At 54.6% G+C, this 18,061-nt stretch carries 16 protein-coding genes and 1 pseudogene; 6 read left to right on the top strand and 11 right to left on the bottom strand.

Annotated features, from left to right (window positions below; genetic code table 11):
* Positions 1 to 55: 55 nt before the first annotated feature.
* From ACZ5CE_RS05440 to ACZ5CE_RS05410, 7 genes are all read right to left on the bottom strand, one after another.
* The gene (locus ACZ5CE_RS05440; RefSeq protein ID WP_464576790.1) at positions 56 to 1,003 is read right to left on the bottom strand and encodes a type IV pilus assembly protein FimV; all 948 of its coding nucleotides are present in this window, start codon (positions 1,001 to 1,003) and stop codon (positions 56 to 58) included.
* Between the two features lie 23 nt (positions 1,004 to 1,026).
* Entirely contained in the window at positions 1,027 to 2,139 is a 1,113-nt protein-coding gene (asd, locus tag ACZ5CE_RS05435; RefSeq protein WP_464576789.1) for an aspartate-semialdehyde dehydrogenase, read from the bottom strand.
* A 138-nt stretch (positions 2,140 to 2,277) separates the two neighbouring features.
* Complete coding sequence (gene leuB, locus ACZ5CE_RS05430; protein ID WP_464577440.1) at positions 2,278 to 3,339, bottom strand: 3-isopropylmalate dehydrogenase; 1,062 nt, start codon at positions 3,337 to 3,339, stop codon at positions 2,278 to 2,280.
* A gap of 188 nt (positions 3,340 to 3,527) precedes the next feature.
* Positions 3,528 to 4,166 (bottom strand): 3-isopropylmalate dehydratase small subunit, encoded by a 639-nt coding sequence (leuD, locus tag ACZ5CE_RS05425; protein ID WP_464576788.1) that lies wholly within the window; start codon positions 4,164 to 4,166, stop codon positions 3,528 to 3,530.
* 18 nt (positions 4,167 to 4,184) lie between these two features.
* Positions 4,185 to 4,310 (bottom strand): entericidin A/B family lipoprotein, encoded by a 126-nt coding sequence (locus tag ACZ5CE_RS05420; protein ID WP_464576787.1) that lies wholly within the window; start codon positions 4,308 to 4,310, stop codon positions 4,185 to 4,187.
* A 47-nt stretch (positions 4,311 to 4,357) separates the two neighbouring features.
* Entirely contained in the window at positions 4,358 to 5,767 is a 1,410-nt protein-coding gene (leuC, locus tag ACZ5CE_RS05415) for a 3-isopropylmalate dehydratase large subunit (RefSeq protein ID WP_464576786.1), read from the bottom strand.
* 105 nt (positions 5,768 to 5,872) lie between these two features.
* The gene (locus ACZ5CE_RS05410) at positions 5,873 to 7,030 is read right to left on the bottom strand and encodes an MFS transporter (RefSeq protein WP_464576785.1); all 1,158 of its coding nucleotides are present in this window, start codon (positions 7,028 to 7,030) and stop codon (positions 5,873 to 5,875) included.
* A gap of 902 nt (positions 7,031 to 7,932) precedes the next feature.
* On the opposite strand from ACZ5CE_RS05410, the gene ACZ5CE_RS05405 reads away from it, so the two are divergent.
* The gene (locus ACZ5CE_RS05405) at positions 7,933 to 8,166 is read left to right on the top strand and encodes a hypothetical protein (RefSeq protein WP_464576784.1); all 234 of its coding nucleotides are present in this window, start codon (positions 7,933 to 7,935) and stop codon (positions 8,164 to 8,166) included.
* Positions 8,163 to 9,143, top strand: a complete 981-nt coding sequence (gene egtD / locus ACZ5CE_RS05400) for an L-histidine N(alpha)-methyltransferase (RefSeq protein ID WP_464576783.1) — start codon at positions 8,163 to 8,165, stop codon at positions 9,141 to 9,143. Before ACZ5CE_RS05405 ends, egtD begins: the two co-directional genes overlap by 4 nt.
* Before the next feature lie 407 nt (positions 9,144 to 9,550).
* Here egtD and ACZ5CE_RS05395 read toward each other — a convergent pair whose 3' ends face one another.
* The gene (locus ACZ5CE_RS05395) at positions 9,551 to 10,534 is read right to left on the bottom strand and encodes an IS5 family transposase (RefSeq protein ID WP_464575276.1); all 984 of its coding nucleotides are present in this window, start codon (positions 10,532 to 10,534) and stop codon (positions 9,551 to 9,553) included.
* 76 nt (positions 10,535 to 10,610) lie between these two features.
* Between ACZ5CE_RS05395 and ACZ5CE_RS05390 the strand changes: the two genes are divergently transcribed.
* Together ACZ5CE_RS05390 and ACZ5CE_RS05385 are read left to right on the top strand one after the other, a co-directional pair.
* A complete protein-coding gene (locus tag ACZ5CE_RS05390; protein WP_464577439.1) occupies positions 10,611 to 11,252 on the top strand; it encodes a glycosyltransferase family 2 protein in 642 nt (213 codons plus the stop codon).
* A 159-nt stretch (positions 11,253 to 11,411) separates the two neighbouring features.
* Entirely contained in the window at positions 11,412 to 11,756 is a 345-nt protein-coding gene (locus tag ACZ5CE_RS05385; protein WP_464576782.1) for a methyltransferase domain-containing protein, read from the top strand.
* On the opposite strand, the pseudogene ACZ5CE_RS05380 reads toward ACZ5CE_RS05385, so the two are convergent.
* Positions 11,722 to 12,485, bottom strand: a pseudogene (locus ACZ5CE_RS05380) (IS5 family transposase). The gene ACZ5CE_RS05385 and the pseudogene ACZ5CE_RS05380 sit on opposite strands and share 35 nt — an antisense overlap.
* Before the next feature lie 883 nt (positions 12,486 to 13,368).
* On the opposite strand from ACZ5CE_RS05380, the gene ACZ5CE_RS05375 reads away from it, so the two are divergent.
* Positions 13,369 to 14,127, top strand: a complete 759-nt coding sequence (locus ACZ5CE_RS05375; protein ID WP_464576781.1) for a TerC family protein — start codon at positions 13,369 to 13,371, stop codon at positions 14,125 to 14,127.
* A gap of 21 nt (positions 14,128 to 14,148) precedes the next feature.
* Entirely contained in the window at positions 14,149 to 16,014 is a 1,866-nt protein-coding gene (gene mnmC / locus ACZ5CE_RS05370; RefSeq protein ID WP_464576780.1) for a bifunctional tRNA (5-methylaminomethyl-2-thiouridine)(34)-methyltransferase MnmC2/FAD-dependent 5-carboxymethylaminomethyl-2-thiouridine(34) oxidoreductase MnmC1, read from the top strand.
* Positions 16,015 to 16,091: 77 nt separating this feature from the next.
* Here mnmC and ACZ5CE_RS05365 read toward each other — a convergent pair whose 3' ends face one another.
* Together ACZ5CE_RS05365 and ACZ5CE_RS05360 are read right to left on the bottom strand one after the other, a co-directional pair.
* Positions 16,092 to 16,307 carry a hypothetical protein gene (locus ACZ5CE_RS05365; protein WP_464576779.1) on the bottom strand — a complete coding sequence of 72 codons (216 nt, stop codon included), beginning with the start codon at positions 16,305 to 16,307 and terminating at the stop codon, positions 16,092 to 16,094.
* A gap of 251 nt (positions 16,308 to 16,558) precedes the next feature.
* Complete coding sequence (locus ACZ5CE_RS05360; RefSeq protein ID WP_464576778.1) at positions 16,559 to 17,779, bottom strand: hypothetical protein; 1,221 nt, start codon at positions 17,777 to 17,779, stop codon at positions 16,559 to 16,561.
* Positions 17,780 to 18,061: the final 282 nt, after the last annotated feature.

The following is an 18,061-nucleotide window of genomic DNA, read 5'->3' as shown; positions in this document are numbered from 1 at the left end:
GAAGCCGGCAAGCCTGGCGGGGCCTGCAAATTTGACAACAAGGCCCTGCTCGCGCCTATTGCTGGATATCTCCCTCACGCACAACCTCCTGAAGGACTCGCTCGGCAGCCTTCAATTCCGCAATAGGCGCCCCTGTCGCGTCCAGCGGCCGCCCTCGGTTCCATTCCATCGTCTGGGTATCGACTTCCTTGTCGGCCTCCATGCGGGAGATGGCCTTGATCTCCATCACGTCCGGTATTCTTAAAATGGGTCCTGCCTTGAGCTGGTGGATGTTGTTGCCCAGGAAAGCATCCCTGTTCGCACGCTGCAATGCAACCAGCATCTGGTTGAAGCTTATTCCGGGAGGAATCGCAATATGTTTTACTATCCCCCCCAGGGTATCACCCTGCTTCACGGGTCCATAGACCGTATTTTCCTTTGCGGAGAGCGTGGAATCCGACGCGCCTTCCTGCGCTCTTCTCTCCTCCGTCTTTTCCGGCAACTGCTTTCCGGACAACCTTTCCACCCTGTCCATGGGAGCATGTCCGGATGCCGCGACAGGAGTGGACGGCGGCCTGTCGGAAGAGGAGGAAGCGGAACGCGCCGCCGAAGTCTCGTTTGCATGTGCTTCAGCCATCGGAAGCAGTACCGCGTACTCGCGCAACACGCGCCCCGAAGGCCAATTCAATTCGATCAGCATGTTCAGGAGCGGCTCGGCCACGGGTTGCGCAGAAATGACCTTGATATAGGGCTGCCCATTGGCACGAGTTTCAACGCTGGTTTTAAATGCCGAGAGAGAAGGCGAGTAATCGACATGAGCGAGGCGAAAAATATCCCGCGAGGCCAGATGCGCATCCAAAAACAGCCGTTCTTCCACTTTCACTGCAACCAGGTCGATTTCTGCTCTGAAGGGCTGCCCCAGCGTGGAATTGAGGGTTAATCTCCCAAGCCCCGCTGCGTCGATCGCCCCGATGAAACCAACCGTGGCCAGGAACAGGAATGTTTTAAAGGCAGGTTTGCGCACGACCACCCCAGGAGAAGAATCAGTCAGGCCTCCACGAGGATCCTCAGCATTCTGCGCAAGGGCTCGGCCGCGCCCCACAAGAGTTGGTCGCCAACGGTGAATGCCGACAGGTATTCTCCCCCCATTGCCAGCTTGCGTAGCCGTCCTACCGGTATCGTAAGCGATCCGGTGACGGCAGCCGGCGTCAATTCCTTCAAGGTTGTCTCGCGTTCGTTGGGAATGACCTTCACCCAACTGTTGGACGCAGCAAGAATATCGTCGATTTCGTCCAGCGGAACATCCTTTTTCAATTTGACCGTCAGCGCCTGGCTATGGCAGCGCATGGCCCCGACCCGCACGCAGATCCCATCAACCGGTATCGCATGCTCTGTGCGCCCCAGGATTTTGTTCGTCTCGGACTGGCCCTTCCATTCTTCCCGGGTCTGCCCGTTACCCAGATCCTTGTCTATCCATGGAATGAGGCTGCCTGCCAGCGGCACTCCGAAATTCGCGGTGGGAAAGTTACCGTTGCGCAACGTTCCTGCCACCTCCTTGTCGATATCCAGAATGCCGGAAGCGGGATCATCCAGCAGATCCTTCGCCACGCGATGGGCTTCACCCATTTGCAGCAGCAACTCGCGCATATTCTGCGCGCCGGCTCCCGAAGCCGCCTGATAGGTCATCGCACTCATCCATTCGACCAGGTCTTCTTCGAACAATCCCCCCATCGCCATCAGCATCAAGCTCACGGTGCAGTTGCCCCCAATATAATTCTTCACGCCATCGTGCAGAGCCTGCTCGATGACCGGCAGGTTCACCGGATCAAGTATAATGATAGCGTCATTTCCCATGCGCAACGTGGAGGCTGCGTCGATCCAATGGCCTTTCCAGCCTGCCTCCCGCAGCTTGCTGAAGATCGCGCTCGTATAGTCGCCGCCCTGGCAGGAAACCAGGATATCCATCGACTTCAGTTCGTCAATGTCATAGGCATCCTTGAGCGGAGGAACTTCCTGGCCAATATCCGGAGATTTGCCGCCCGCCTGGGACGTAGTGAAAAATGTGGGCTCAACCAGCGCAAAATCGTTTTCTTCGCGCATCCGCTGCATCAGCACGGAACCCACCATTCCGCGCCAACCGATAAAACCTGTTCGCTTCATGCTTGCACTCTCTATTATCTATTATCCCAAATCCTGCAGTTGACCACTTATTTCCAGTTTAGAGCCATGATCCACAACGGCTTTCCGCAGTACTCGACATTCACCTGTATGGTAAGTTTCTACAGAGCGGATTCAGGATCATAAGTTTGCCAGCACTGCGGCGCCCATGGCCTCGGTGCCGATCTTCCTGGTACCTGTTTCGTAGATATCGGCCGTACGGTATCCATCCGCCAATACTTTCCTGACCGCATTTTCGATCCGTGCTGCCGCCTCCTCCTGATCAAAGGTGTAACGCAGCATCATGGCTACCGAGAGAATGGTAGCCAGCGGATTGGCGATATCTTTTCCCGCGAGATCAGGCGCAGAGCCATGTATCGGCTCATACAACCCCTTATTATTTTCATCCAGCGATGCCGACGGCAGCATGCCGATGGAACCCGTCAACATGGAAGCTTCATCCGAAAGAATATCGCCGAACATATTGCCCGTCACCATGACATCGAATTGCCGGGGATTGCGCACGAGCTGCATGGCGGCATTATCCACGAGCATGTGGGAAAGTTCCACTTCTGGAAACGCCTGTCCCGTCTCCGTGACAACATCGCGCCAGAGCTGCGTGCATTCGAGCACATTCATCTTGTCCACGGAGCAAAGCTTGCGATTGCGTTTCGCTGCCGCCTGGAATGCCACTCGCGCAATCCTGCGAATCTCGGCTTCATTGTATATCATGGTGTTGAAACCGATGCGCTGGCTGTCGCGCCATTCTATTCCGCGCGGCTCGCCGAAATAAATATCGCCGGTAAGCTCTCGCACGATCAGTATATCCAGCCCCGCCACGACATCGGGTTTAAGCGTCGAAACAGCAGCCAGCTCGGGATAGAGGATGGCCGGCCGCAAGTTAGCAAATAAATTCAAAAACTTGCGTATTTCAAGCAGGCCTCGTTCCGGCCGCATCTGCCGTGGCAGCGCATCATACCGCGGGCCGCCGACAGCACCCAGAAGGGCAGCGTCAGCGGCTGCAACAAGGCGGCGAGTGGCTTCAGGGAACGGCTCGCCCAGCGCGTCCACCGCGCATCCGCCGAGCAATTCCTGCTCCAGCTCGAATCCCAGGCCGTCGCTCCGCAGGGCTTCCAGCACCCTTACCGCCTGAGCGACGATTTCGGGACCGATTCCATCACCGGGCAATATGGCGATTTTCATTATGGACATATATAAACTGGAATAAATGGGACTGCGGGCAAGACTGGTGATAAATCTTGCTGCTCTCCGGGCAAGTCTGCAGCATTGGCGGAAAATCTATGCTGCTGTTGCGGCCTGTCCGGCCGGAAGCCAGAATCCGGATCGAAGGATCACGATGAAAGAACAGGGCTGCGGCGGAAAAAAACAGGTCACTGAAACAGCCATGGCTGGGATGCCGCATGCCTGGCTTCAAAGGCGGCGATCTGTTCCGCATGCTGCATGGTCAGGCCAATTTCATCCAGGCCATTTAGCAGGCTATATTTGCGAAAAGGGTCGATATCGAAGAAAAAAGACTCGCCGCGCGGGGTTCGCACCGACTGGGCCTCCAGGTCGACGGTCAACCGGTAGCCTTCGACCGCATTTACTTCATCGAACAGTTTATCGACGACGCTCGAATCCAGCCCAATGGCGAGCAGCCCAATCTTGAAGCAGTTATTGAAAAAAATATCGGCAAAACTGGGCGCAATGATGACCTTGAAGCCGTAATCCTGCAATGCCCAGGGGGCATGCTCACGGCTCGAACCACAACCGAAGTTTGCGCGTGCGAGCAGTATTTCGGCCCCGAGATACCGGGGCTGGTTAAGGATGAAATCCGGATTGGGCTTGCGCCGGGAAGAGTCCATCCCTGGCTCGCCATGGTCCAGATACCGCCACTCGTCGAACAGGTTCTGTCCGAAACCCGAGCGCTTGATGGATTTAAGGAATTGCTTGGGAATGATGGCGTCCGTATCGACGTTGGCGCGGTCGAGCGGCGCCACCAGTCCGTCGCAATACAGGAATTTTTTCACGAGCTATCCGGTCGGGAGTTATTTTGCCTGGTTCTCTATTGCCTGTCCGCCGCTCTTGATATCCTTCCCGAGACCTTGCATCGTATTACATGCCGACAAACCAAAAACAGCGATCAAGCCAAGCACTGCTGTTAGTGTTCTCATGCCCACCCCTTTCTAAAGAAAAAAAGCTCTGATGTTGCGTTTGAATTCTAATATATTTTTCGTATATCCACAAAATGCCCGGCTATCGCCGCGGCCGCCGCCATAGCCGGGCTGACGAGATGAGTGCGCCCGCCCGGGCCCTGCCTTCCTTCAAAGTTGCGGTTTGACGTGGAGGCACAGCGTTCGCCCGGCGCCAGCCGGTCCTCATTCATTGCAAGGCACATGGAACAGCCGGGCTCGCGCCATTCAAATCCCGCGTCCCGGAATATCTTGTCCAACCCTTCCTGCTCCGCCTGGTATTTGACCAGGCCCGAGCCTGGCACCACCATGGCCAGCTTGATGCTGGGCGCAATGCTGCGGCCTTTCACCATCTCAGCCGCCACGCGCAGATCTTCGATCCGCGAATTGGTGCAGGACCCGATGAATATCTTATCGGGATGGATATCACTGATCGGCGTATTGGGAGCAAGCCCCATATATTGCAAGGCATGCTCCATGTCATGCCGCTTCACCGCATCGGAGATCCGCGACGGATCGGGGACTTTACCATCGACGGTCGTCACCATTTCCGGCGATGTCCCCCAGGTCACCTGGGGCTTGATCGATGCCGCATCCAGTCGCACCACTTTGTCGAATGTCGCATGCTCATCGCTTTTCAGAGTGCGCCAATGGGCGACCGCTTTCTCCCAGAGACCGCTTTTCGGCGCAAAAGGACGGCTTTGCAGGTACTCGATAGTGGTATCGTCCACGGCGATCATTCCGGCCCGCGCGCCTGCCTCTATCGCCATGTTGCACAATGTCATGCGCCCTTCCATCGAAAGCGACCTGATGGTGCTGCCCGCAAACTCGATTGCGTAGCCGGTACCCCCGGCAGTCCCGATCTCGCCGATGATCGCCAGCGCAATATCCTTTGCCGAGATGCCATGGCCCAGCTCTCCCTCCACCAGAACCTGCAAGGCTTTGGCTTTCTTCGCCCACAGGCACTGGGTAGCCAGCACGTGCTCCACCTCGGATGTGCCGATGCCGATGGCCAATGCAGCGAATGCCCCATGCGTACTCGTATGCGAATCCCCGCATACCACGGTCATTCCCGGCAATGTGGCTCCCTGTTCCGGACCAATGACATGGACGATGCCCTGCCGCCTGTCATTCATCCTGAATTCCGTGATCCCCAGTTCCTGGCAATTCTGGTCGAGCGTCTCGACCTGCAGGCGCGATATGGGATCAGTGATTCCGTGAGCGCGTTCAGTAGTCGGGACATTATGATCGGCCACGGCCAGAATGGACTTCAGCCGCCACGGCTTGCGCCCGGCGAGCTTCAATCCTTCGAATGCCTGGGGACTGGTGACTTCGTGCACCAGGTGGCGATCGATATAGATGAGCGCCATTCCGTCCGGCTTACCGGACTCTTCATGCACTACATGGCTTTGCCAAAGCTTATCGTATAGAGTCTGCATCTTCGTATTTCCCCGTTCAATGTGAAATTATCCCACATCGGCGGAGCAAGAAACAGGCTACCCTGCAAGCCGGATTCCCGTCGCCCCCGGTTTTCATTCTCCAAATTAGCGGGTGAGTTCTTTTCTCCATACTATCAAACTCAACCCGGTCAGAGCGGCGGTCGCGCTTATGGTGAAGGTGAGGCTGGGGCCCAGCCACTGCCAGCCATAACCGCTGAGTATCCCTCCCAGGGTGCCACCGACGCCAAAAGCCAGCCCCGTATACAGCGCCTGCCCCTTGGCCTGATGGCGACCGCTGAAGAAGCGATGAACGAGAACCATCGCAGCCGCGTGATGGGCGCCATAAGTCGCCGCGTGCAACACCTGTGCCAGAAGGATCACAAAAGGCCATTCTGTTCCCCAGCCGATCATCAGGAATCGCGCGGTCGCGCAACTGAAACTGAAGACCAGAATCTGCCTTACATCGAACCGGCGCATGAGTTGCGGCATCAGGAAAAAAATACCGATTTCGCAGGCCACGCCCGTAGCCCATAACAAACCCACGGTACTTTTGCTATAACCCTGTTCCACCAGATAAATGGAATAAAAAGTGTAATAGGGCCCGTGCGCCGCGGCCATCAGCAGGCATGCCGCGAAGAATGCGAGTACTTCTGGCCGCCAAAATATTTCACCGATAGGCGAGCTATCGCTGGAGCGTACGACCGGCTGCCCGGCATCGGGAATCTGATGGGAAAAAAACAGGATGCCCAGCTTGAATCCGAGCACAGCCCATAACAAGGTCGTGATTTCCGTCGCCTCCAATAAATAACCCACTCCAACCACGGCAAGGATGAATCCCACCGAACCCCAGCCTCGAATTCGCCCATACCTGTCGGTGCCGTGTCCGAGATAGGCGAGCGTGGTGGCCTCGATAAGCGGCAGCGAGGCGCCCCAGAAGAAACTCATCAGGGCCATGACTGCGGCAATCCAGGCAAACGACTGATCGAAAAAAATGCCGCAATAACTGATCAAGCCCATTGCCGCCGCGACCTGAACGATCAAAAGGCGTTTGCCGGTGTGGTCGGCAAGCCAGCCCCAGGCCGACGGAGCAAAGATGCGGGTGACATGCAATAGCGACATCAGCACGCCGATCTCGAAGGCGTTGAAGGAAAGGGACTTGAGATAAAGGCCCCAATAGGGAGAAAACGCCCCGATAAATGCGAAATGGAAGAAGTAAAAACCGGAAAGCCGCCAATAAGGGAGGGGTTGGGTAATGGATTGCATTTCGCGATTTTAATCTTCCGATCATCCGCATACAGCGGCTTGGGTCTTCATGCGAGAATGGGGACAATTGATAGAATGCATTCGCCCGGCCAACCCGCTGCAGCCAGCCGCACCCTGGAGCCACGGTGAAAGCATGGTGATCGAGCGAGGATAATCCAGGGCAACTGAAATATAGCGTGCCTGTATGCGCATTGTGCGAGTTCACCGCCAGACCGCGCGATCCCGATCCGCGCTCTCTGCGCTTTCCGCACAGGAAGGAATTGCCGGCCATGGAATGGTTGCATCGCGCGGCGCCTCCTCCTATCAGACCGAAATCAGCCTGGCAGGCGATTATAAGCATTTATCCGTCCGCTGACAGGCGGACGGATATGATCCTGCCCGTATCCGGCTGGAAGAGATCAAGACATTTCGCAACCTTGGGATTGTCTCAGGTCAATTCCATCAATGAACAGATAAAAAACCGGATGAACGCGGCCTTTGGCCACGATTACAACTATACTTACCTATTCCCAGGCATGAGAAATGCGTGCAGGCGGCGAGTAGGGCCATTCGCACCGCGCTTGACTACGGCGTCGTCTATCTGATCGATGAGTCCAGGAAAAGAGCGGTCAACCGCCGGATTCAGGTTCAATCCACGGAAGCCTTGCCATCAGCAAGGCCGCCTTGGCTCGGGCAGTGCAAGCAAATCCGAACAGGTGTAAGCGGGCACGGGAGCGCGGCTTTGCTGGCTTCGTAAACTGCGGATCTTCCAACTCTTCTTATGTCTGGCAGCGCACGGAGCAAGCCTCAGTCGTTCCCGATAATAAATGGGAAGCCTGGGGCTTCAGGGGGAGAAAAGCAACGCATGGCAATCTGGAATCCAGGCCTTTAATCTTGTTGAATAATTTTGGGAGAACGGGCCCATGGCGGAGCTTTCCGGCCTGCCCAGGGAAGAAAACGGGAAGGATAAAGAAGGAATGCAGTCACGCGAAGCTCTGGATCTCCTGGACCTGCATGACACCCAGATGGCACTGCGCGGCGGTTCCTGCGCCACCCCCGCATCGTCAATGCGCAAGTCCTGCCGCAATTACTTCGCGCCGCAGGCGCGCTGGCAATTCTCAGGAATCCGGTTCTCTCGCGATGGAGACACTTCATGATATCCGCAACCCAGCCTCACTCCCGATCATATACTTGCCCGACTACCAGGCCGGAGATCGCCACAGACGTGCTGGAGGGCCTGCGCCGGGTTCCTAAAAGCCTGCCGCCCAGGCTGCTCTATGATGCTCGCGGCTCCGCCTTGTTTGAGCAGATAACCGACTTGCCAGAGTATTACCCAACGCGGACAGAAGCCGCAATACTGGCCGCGCATGCGGAGGAGATCTGTTCAAGGCTCGAGCGGGATATTTCTGTCAGCGAGCTGGGAGCCGGCAGCGCGACCAAGACGCGGATTTTGCTGCGCTCCCTGCTGCACCGGCAGTCCACCGTTGATTACTTTCCCCTCGACGTTTCACACGCCGCGCTGCAGATTGCCAAGGATGAGGTCGAGAACGAATTGGATGCGGTGACCGTATATCCCCAGATCGGCGATTTCACCGATCTGGCATTTCTCGTCCGGCAGTCTTCTCCACGGCTGGTCCTGTACATCGGATCGAGCATCGGGAACCTGGAACAGGCCGATGCCATATCGCTTCTGCAAACCATCGCGGGGCATTTGTCCAGCGGAGACAAGCTGCTTCTGGGGGCGGATCTCGTAAAAGACAGCGCTGTGCTCAGCGCCGCGTACAACGACAGCGCGGGAATAACCGCTTCGTTCAACAAAAATCTGCTCCTGCGCATCAATCGTGAGTTAGGAGGACACTTCGAGCCCGACGCGTTCTCCCACGTCTCCTTCTGGAATGAACCGGAATCGCGGATCGAACTGCATCTCGAAAGCCTGTGTTCCCAATCGGTTCGGGTCGATGCGCTCGACGCCACCCTGAATTTTTACCCTGGCGAACGCATCCATACGGAAAACAGCTATAAATACACACTGGAGCATCTCAAGAATCTTCTACGATACGGCGGCTTCCAGGTGGAGCATACCTGGACCGACCCAGATTGCTGGTTCGCCGTAAGCCTGGGCGTCGTCGCCTAGATATTATTTCTCGGCAAACTGTCTACCCAAGATAGGAGAGACTGAGGTTGAGGGGTCTAGGTTACTATTACACTGGGGATAAAAGTGATGAAAATAGAATAGTTAGCGATATCTACCCAAAAAGGCTGAACCGTCATCGGTAGATAATCTTGCATAACCCTCATAATTAGGTTGTTCGGTGTAGGAAATCAATATGTCCAAAATCAGTATCCTGATGCTCACGCACAATGCGCCGGAGCATGTGAAGCTAAGGAAGCGCTGAACAAATCATCATTTGATCGAAGATGGCACGAGCAGGCGGCACTCATTCATCATTTACATCGACGCGGGCAAGAAATGCCTGCTCTGCTCCTGTTTTTGGGCGGCATTTGCCCTGTTTTCCCGCGAATTTCATCGTTTCGCCTATTTCAGGACGCACCTTGGGCGTCGAGTGCAAACCGTCGCCGCTTGGCGATCAGCAGATTCGCCAATCCGAAGAGGGTATAAAGCTGTGCCGTGTTTTTGGCCAGTCCGCGATAGCGCACCTTCTTCATGCCGAAGAGGTTCTTGACGATGTGGAAGGGATGCTCGACCTTGGCCCGCACACTCGCCTTGATCTGCTCGATCTGCTCCTTCAGGCGGCCAATTGGAGTATCCGGCAACGTCTTGCGCTTGCCGGGGCGCATCGCTACTTCCCATTGAACTTCGGTATTCAGGTTCTCTTCCCGTTTCTCGACACCCTGATAGCCAGCGTCGCCAAAGACAACCTTCTCATTCCCATGCAACAGCGCATGGGCTTGGGTAACGTCATGGGTATTGGCTGGCGTGGTAACCAGCGTATGGGTAATGCCAGACTCGACATCGACGCCAATGTGGGCCTTCATGCCAAAGTGCCACTGGTTGCCTTTCCTGGCTTGGTGCATCTCTGGATCACGCCCGCCACTCTGGTTTTTGGTCGAGGACGGGGCTGCGATGATCGTCGCATCGACGACGGTGCCCTCCTTGAGAATCAACCCCTTCACGGCCAGCAAGGTATTGATGGCGGCAAAGATGCGCTCGGTCAGCTTGTTGTCTTCAAGCAGGCGACGGAACTTGAGCAGGGTGGTGGCATCCGGTGCCGACTCACGCAACAGGTCAATCCCGACAAAGGACCGGAGAGCCTGACTGTCGTAAATGGCATCTTCAATGCCTTCATCCGAAAGACCAAAGCATTGCTGGGCGATGTACATGCGCAGCATGCGTTCCACGCCAATCGGTGGACGACCACGGCCTGTGCCCTTGGGGTAGAATGGCTCAATCTCGGCCACCAGTGCCAACCACGGTGTCACAGCATTGATCTCGCCCAGAAATCGGTCGCGTCGCGTCACCTTCTTCTTCGCCGCGTATTCCAGGTCAGAAAAACTCCCTTGCATCGCCAAGTGCCTATCTGTTTTCAATGCACCAATTCTCGCATGTCATCCACTGCCTCCGTTCGTCAAAATGCATTAAATCAGCGTTTCCCTAAGTATTCGCTCGGTACGTGAACACACAAAAGATGTCGGTTACGAACTCGTTGTGGTGGATAACACATCGGAAGCCGAAACAGTCTCGTTGGTCACAAATCTGCATGCAGAAGGTCTGATCGATACGCTCAAGCTGCTTGACTACAACTCGCTCTTTGCCGAGGGCAACAATATTGCGGCAAAGCTCGCCTCGACTGACAGCAGTTATTTCCTGCTGCTCAATAGTGACATCGAGGTCAAAAGCCCCGATTGGTTGTCGCATCTTCTCGCGGTACATAAACGTGGCATTACCTCCTACGGTATTGCGGGAAACCCTTGGGGAAGCGTCGGTAATGACCCGGGTAAGATCCCACTTCGCGTCGATGGTTTCTGTCTCCTGATAGACCGTGATTTGTACGAAAAAACACCGCTCGACGAAAAACATCAGTGGTGGTACGCTGTAACGAAACAGCAAGCCAGATTGCTGCAGGAAGGCTGGAGTGTTCAGGGATACGCATCGCATGAACAGTGGTTGCATCACTTCGGCGGAAAAAGCGGGACCGCCTTTAAATCCGCACAAGGGATGAACGTATCCCAGGAAGAAGTATGCGCATGGTTTAACGGCAAATCCGCCCGGATACTTGCATAATTATCTTTCCATAAAATTACGGCAATGAGTCCTATTATAGGGTGACAATACCGCGCGCATAATGGCGGATACAATACACACCTCCGCCGGCTCATCCCGTTTTTTACCAGAAAAAGCAAAACTCTCCCAAAGTTTCAAATATAGTTTCGTGGATGTCGAATGCATACTTCCGCAATGATCAATTGCCAAAGTTTTTTTGAAACTTATGCGAAATCATTCAGTAATGAGAACGTTAGGGTTATCGAGATAGGTTCGCAAAATATCAACGGAAGTTTGCGAACCCTGTCTCCTCAGAGCTTTGAATATATTGGAGTGGATTTTGTTGCTGGCGAAGGTGTCGACGTAATACTGGATGACCCTTACAAGTTGCCATTCGATTCTGGCTCTGCCGATATCGTGCTCTCAAGCTCCTGCTTTGAACATTCCGAAATGTTCTGGATTATTTTTTTAGAAATATTAGATAGTGTAGTCACGAGATATTTGCCCAAAGAGCGATACATCTGATTTGCACAGCGGCGAGGAAAGAGGCGGTATTTTTGGCGTATCTTGTGGCGATGCCGCGCCATCTCTTGAGATGGAGGAAAGCGTTTTCGACAAGATGCCGCAATTTATAGAGTTCTTTGTCGTAAAACCTTTGTGCTGTGCGGTTTTTCTTTGAGGGGATCACGGTTTCCATACCCTGTCTCCTTGCCTGTTCAATAATTGCGTTGCTGTCATAGCCGCGATCCGCCAGCAAATAATCCGCATCAAGTCCTTCGATCAGGCGATCAGCCTGCGTGCAATCCGCTGTGGTACCTTGTGTAATAAGAACTCTGACCGGCATACCATGCGCATCCACGGCCAGATGTATCTTGGTATTGAGCCCCCTTTTGTACGGCTCATATCCTGATTTCCGCCTTTGGCCCCGGCGGCATGGGGATGAACCTTGCAATGGCTGGCGTCAATCATAAGCCATTCGTAATCCGGATCGTCAATCAGGGCTTCCAGTAATCTTTCCCAGACGCCCTTGTCGCGCCAGCGGATAAAGCGGCGGTGCGTATTGCTCCAATCCCCGTAATCCGGCGGCAAATCCCGCCACGGTGCGCCTGTGCGCATAATCCAGAAAACAGCATTGATGAACTGGCGGTTATCTCTAGCTATGCCTCCCCAAACACCTTGGCGGCCAGGCAAATGGGTCTCAAGCAGCGCCCATACTTCGTCTGATATGTCATGCCTGCGGTGTGAATGTGTCATATGCGATCCTTTCATCTTTATAAGAATCTCATATCTCTCATCTCGTGACTACGTTATTTAAGAGTACTAAAACCGAAAGGCCTCTTTTATCTCAACGTCCCATCTAACGGACCTTTCCATCGATATCCGGTAGATTGCTGGAGATTTTATCCAGATAGTGGTCGAGCTTTGGTAGCCTGGGCAAAACGAAATGGCATAAACGCAGCGCTGCTTGAATCATATACGAGCGTTCAAGTCGAAGATGTCTGGAACGACTTTGTAGCTGTTTTCGTCAGAAACGAAAGATTCGTTTCCGAGTTTCCCCGAAGAATTTTGGACAATAAAGAAGACATAACTAACGGCCTTCTATATCAGCAGGAGGAATTTATCAGGCGGGAGCGTCTACCGGAAGATCAAAAGAAGCTTTTCACCATCTCGGAACTCCAGTCAACTTAAATCACCTCTGTCAAAGGCCGGTTTTTTGCTTCTTCGATGTGTTATTAAGGAGGCCTTTTAATATCCTTGTATCAGCCTTATGGAAATCAGTAACTTATAGCTAAATTGGTCGTTGGTATTTTTGGGCCGGATTAATAATTGAACCAGGCCTCCGGTCGAATAGCACTCGCCCCTGCTGCTCTTCACATGATTCGTTGTGTGATTCATGTGCGTCAAAATGACGGGCAGCTTCTGACTGATCCCTTCCAGAAAATTCCCTGCCTCTTATCCCTGGGCTTCGCATTCTTCGCGGAACCAATATTGAATATCAGGATAAAATCGGTTTTAGGCGGAAAATGCCGTGCCTCCACGTCAACCGATTCAACAGGTCATCATGGCTCAATACTGTTCTGGCACAAGTCCGGGATGAATGGGACAATAACCGGTTCAGGATAAAGAGGGGAAGCGGATGTTCGAGTGGCTGGCCAGCCCGGAAGCGTGGATAGCACTGGTGACCTTGACTGCACTGGAAATCGTACTGGGAATCGACAATATTATCTTCATCTCGATTCTCGTAGGCCGCATTCCTGAAGCACAGCGGGATTTTGCAAGAAGAATGGGGCTTGGACTGGCCATGCTGACCCGTCTGGGTCTGCTTTTCTCCATCTCGTGGGTCATGAGCTTGACTGCACCCTGGTTTACGATCCTTGGCAATTCGATTTCGGGCCGGGACATCGTTCTGATCGGAGGCGGGTTGTTCCTGCTTTTCAAGGCAACTCATGAAATACATAACAGCATGGAAGGGGTCGACGAAAGCAGTCACGCAGTCGTGGCCAACAGTATGGGAATGGTTTTATTGCAGATTGCCGTTCTGGACATCGTTTTCTCGCTCGATTCAGTCATCACGGCCGTTGGCCTGGTCGATCATGTCTCGCTGATGGCCATTGCCATCGTACTGGCGGTGCTGGTTATGCTGATGGCTGCCAAGCCAATAGGAGATTTTGTCGATGCCCACCCCACCATCAAAATTCTCGCCCTTTCATTTCTGATACTCGTGGGGGTAACGCTCATCGTCGAGGGTTTTGATATCCACGTGCCCAAAGGCTATATCTATTTCGCCATGGCATTTTCTGTTGGCGTGGAATTTCTCAATCTGCGGATGCGCAAGAAAAAGGCTCTCAGACGACTGCACAAGCGGACTCCTGATATCGATGTCGATATTGACTGATCCAGATCCAGCCAGTGCTGAATGCTGAATTTTCGCGCAGACATCGAGTGGGTGAACGGGCAACCGTTTTCGCGCCGCTACGGCGATATCTATTTCTCGAGAGAGGGAGGGCTGGCGGAGAAACGCCACGTCTTTCTGGATGGCAATAACCTTCGGGAACGTTTTGCCTCACTGGGGTGCAGGCAGACATTCACCATAGGCGAGACAGGCTTTGGCATAGGTCTTAATTTCCTGTGCGCACGACAATTATTTGAAGAAACCGCCAACGCAGGCAGTAGCCTCGACTATTTCAGCGTGGAGAAATACCCGCTGGATGAGCGCGAACTGGAACAGGCACTCGCGCCATGGCCGGAATTTCGACGATACGCGGTGGAATTGATCCAGCGCTGGCGTCGCCGTGTCCCTGGCTGGAACCGGTGGAGTTTTGCAAATGGCCGTGTCCGGCTTACGCTGGTGATCGACGATGCGCTGACGGCGCTGCCCGAAGCTTCCGCGTCTGTCGATGCCTGGTTTCTCGACGGATTTGCCCCCTCGCATAATCCTGAGCTCTGGACGCAACCCGTGTGCGAGAGCATCGTATCCGCCTCGAGGTCCGGCACCACTTTTTCCACCTACACATGTACCGGCTGGGTGCGGCGCAGCCTGGAAAAAGCCGGTTTCCAGGTCGACAAGGCTCCGGGCTTCGGCCGCAAACGCGAAATGCTCCGGGGATGTCTGCCTGGGGCAGCGAATCCCTCATCGCCTCCGGCGACAGCCATTGTGATTGGCGCGGGCCTCGCGGGTTGCAGCGTGGCTTCCGCCCTGGCGGCCCGCGGCGTTGCCGTATCGCTCATCGAGCAGGCGCCGCGCCTTGCGGCTGCCGCCTCCGGAAATTCCCTGGGCATCCTCCATGCCCGCCTGAATGCGGGAATGAGCCCGCTGCAACGCTTCGTTCTTGCCTCGTACGGATATGCTCTTGCCTTGCTCGACGAAAAGCTGCCCGTGGACGGAATTGCACGCGCGGAATGCGGAGAATTGCAGCTTGCCTTCTCGGATGACGAAACCAAGCGTATCGACAAACTGGCAGCGCTTGATTGGCCCCCACACATCTTGCAACATGTCGGGCCGGCAGACGCATCGAGCCTGGCTGGCCTCAAGCTCGCACATGGCGGCTTGTGGTTCCCTGCAGGAGGATGGGTCGTACCGGCAAGCGTGTGCGAGGTGCTGGCGGCTGATCCCCGGATCACGCAACGGCTGGGTTGCAGCGCAGATTCGCTGGCCTGGAAAAAAGATACCGATGCAGGATGGCATGTGGCAGGCCAGGATCAGAATGGACAATCCTGGGAGCAAGCCGCTCAGATAGTGGCGGTTTGCACGAGTTACCAGGTGAAGAACTTCAAACCGCTGGCAGACTTTCCGCTGACGCCGGTGAGGGGACAGATTACCGCGCTGCCCGTCACGCCGTCCAGCAAAAATTTGCGCACTATTGTGAGCGCTCGCGCTTACCTGTCTCCCGGGGTTGCGGGCACACATGTGGCCGGCGCCACGCATGGCTTCAACGATGTGTCGCTCGAACTGCGAACCTGCGATCACCTGGAAAACCTGCACAAGCTCTCCGAAATCTCTCCGGCCCTCGTGGAGGCATGGGATAACGATACGCTCCATCCCGCCTGGCTCGGAGGTCGCGCATCGGTGCGTGCCTCGCTTCCGGGCGCCATGCCGCTGGCCGGCGAATTTCTCCCCGGGTTATTTACGAGTCTGGGGCACGGCACGCGCGGCCTGCTGACCGCCGGGCTCTGCGGAGAATTGATCGCAGCAGCAGCTTACAAGCAGCTGCTCCCCCTGCCGGGGGCGCTGTCCAAAGCGCTGAATCCGGCTGTGCGGCACGCAAGCCGCACCGCTCGCTGATTGAGTGCCAGGTGCTGAAACTGGAAAACAGGGGAAAAGAGGAATGGCGGAGAAAAGTGAGATACAGCCGGGATAGCTTAGTCTTTCGCGTTCATCCTGATGCGAGCTTGCGCATCGGCCTTATTGAGAGCCGAGATCTGGCGGCCGAACGCATCGCGCGTTTTCCTGTCGGCCTGGGCGCTCTTGATGCTGCGCTCGCACCTCCAGCGTTTTCCCGTTTTTGTCACCACCAGGCGCATCTCGTCGCGCGTATGGGGAATATGGCAATGATAGCAATAGATAGTGTTAGGCATGCTCGTGTCGGAAATATTGGCTTAAGTGCAGATGCTGCCTGATATCAGCAGGAAAACGGGATTCGGGATTAGGTTTTTGCATCCAGGGCACTCTGATTGGGAATCAGCCTTTGGCAGTTTATCATGAATCGGCTGGTTAAATCACGAAAAACCATGCGCGGCAAACATCGGACTGGCGGCCCGGCTTCGGACGAGCGGCTGATCTCGAGGTTGTTTGTTCTCCACGGAAATCGCGGGACTATTTTCCTTTTTCACCTTTCGGCTCCTTCTTTTTCCATATATCCATATACGGCTCGAATAAAACGGCCGTTTATCCTATGATAGATTTTTTGCAGAATGACATAACCCCAGGCGGGCATCGCGCTTTTACAAAACCTGACGATCACTGATACGAACAACACCCAGATCCGGGTATACAAAGCAGCAGAGAAAAAGTTATCGGGAAGGTGTTTCCAGATCTGATAGCGATTTAGAATCAGGTCCATCACTCCTATTCTGGAATAGTGCGATAGCACGATGTGCGCCGGATATCGATGGTCGCCAGGATAGGGGTAAGCAATCTCTTCTCGCGAAAGAAAGTATCTCCTTATTGCAGGGGCCCAGTCATCGCCAAAATATTTGGTATGATCTATCCATAAAGTGGGCCGCATGTCCGCCTCAAAAAAATACAATCTTCCATCCTGCCCGGACCGGATGCTGCTGATATTGGCAAAGCCGTCGGCTCCAAGCGCCTTTCCGAGCAGGCTTAGCTGATCAAAAATCTCCTTTTCCAGGAAAGCAAGCTGCGTATATCTTCTGACCGAAGTCGGCCCGAACCGGTATTGGTATCTTTCCACCATGGAGCAGGCAAAATGGATGAGCGCGCCGTTCTGGTAAAATGCTTCGAACGACACCTCGCTACCCATGATTTTCTTTTGCGCCAGGACGGGGTAGATATGCGGTTTGCTCGATATCACCCCGAGATCGCTTTCGTTTGCGCATTCAAACACCCCTCTTCCGCCTGTGGATGAGTCCAGTTTTATGACAACCGGATAGCCAAGCATGGCTAGAGACGCCTTTAGTTCCTGCTCGTTATTGGCTATCGCGTAGCCGGGCGTGTTGATTCCGCTTTTATCCAGTAACAGCGACAGGCCGATCTTCGAAAAAATATGGCCGAGATGCTCCTTCGATATGACCGGCAGCAGCTTCGCCTTCTCCTCTTCATGCAGATCGGAATGCAATATCGCGCCTAGTGTCGGATCATCCGTTACCACAACCAGCGAATAGTGTCTCCTGGCCTGATCGACTGCCGTTTTTATCAGGATGTCATCGTTTTGCGCAAAAACGTAGTTCCGTATCGATCTATTGTGCTTCAAGGAATCGTTGATGGAAATGATATCGACAGCAAAGCCAGCACGGGCCAACAGTTCCAGGGTCACTGCCATGAAATCTGGCCAGTGGCCGCCGATTAAAAGTGCTTCGAGCTTATGCATCGCGTCGTTGCCTATCCGTCCGTAACATCGCCATAAAAAGCGGCGCACGACGGTAGTAGATCATTTTCGCTGCCGCGCTGATAGCTGTATAAAATTACAGGAACCCCTTCGAGGCGGCCCCGCCCAGGAAAAAGCGGATGAGCCGGAGGCGGAGTCCGGGCACGGCCGTGCTAATCAGGTGGATAAACCAGAACAACGAATACGTCGGGTTGAATCGAGAAAGGAATGCCTCGAAGATGTGCTGGGACGATATGAAGCAAAAGGCCACCACGAAGGCTGGCC

It is taken from the genome of Nitrosospira sp. TNL200, assembly GCF_055386305.1.
This window is presented reverse-complemented; position numbering and strand designations above follow the sequence as displayed.

Excerpts from the sequence above, each read along its gene's own strand:
- asd (WP_464576789.1), bottom strand. The coding sequence starts at position 2,139 with ATGAAGCGAACAGGTTTTATCGGTTGGCGCGGAATGGTGGGTTCCGTG.
- leuB (WP_464577440.1), bottom strand. The coding sequence starts at position 3,339 with ATGAAAATCGCCATATTGCCCGGTGATGGAATCGGTCCCGAAATCGTC.
- ACZ5CE_RS05420 (WP_464576787.1), bottom strand. The coding sequence starts at position 4,310 with ATGAGAACACTAACAGCAGTGCTTGGCTTGATCGCTGTTTTTGGTTTG.
- leuC (WP_464576786.1), bottom strand. The coding sequence starts at position 5,767 with ATGCAGACTCTATACGATAAGCTTTGGCAAAGCCATGTAGTGCATGAA.
- ACZ5CE_RS05410 (WP_464576785.1), bottom strand. The coding sequence starts at position 7,030 with ATGCAATCCATTACCCAACCCCTCCCTTATTGGCGGCTTTCCGGTTTT.
- ACZ5CE_RS05405 (WP_464576784.1), top strand. The coding sequence starts at position 7,933 with ATGGCGGAGCTTTCCGGCCTGCCCAGGGAAGAAAACGGGAAGGATAAA.
- egtD (WP_464576783.1), top strand. The coding sequence starts at position 8,163 with ATGATATCCGCAACCCAGCCTCACTCCCGATCATATACTTGCCCGACT.
- ACZ5CE_RS05395 (WP_464575276.1), bottom strand. The coding sequence starts at position 10,534 with ATGCAAGGGAGTTTTTCTGACCTGGAATACGCGGCGAAGAAGAAGGTG.
- ACZ5CE_RS05385 (WP_464576782.1), top strand. The coding sequence starts at position 11,412 with ATGCATACTTCCGCAATGATCAATTGCCAAAGTTTTTTTGAAACTTAT.
- ACZ5CE_RS05375 (WP_464576781.1), top strand. The coding sequence starts at position 13,369 with ATGTTCGAGTGGCTGGCCAGCCCGGAAGCGTGGATAGCACTGGTGACC.
- mnmC (WP_464576780.1), top strand. The coding sequence starts at position 14,149 with ATGCTGAATTTTCGCGCAGACATCGAGTGGGTGAACGGGCAACCGTTT.
- ACZ5CE_RS05365 (WP_464576779.1), bottom strand. The coding sequence starts at position 16,307 with ATGCCTAACACTATCTATTGCTATCATTGCCATATTCCCCATACGCGC.
- ACZ5CE_RS05360 (WP_464576778.1), bottom strand. The coding sequence starts at position 17,779 with ATGCATAAGCTCGAAGCACTTTTAATCGGCGGCCACTGGCCAGATTTC.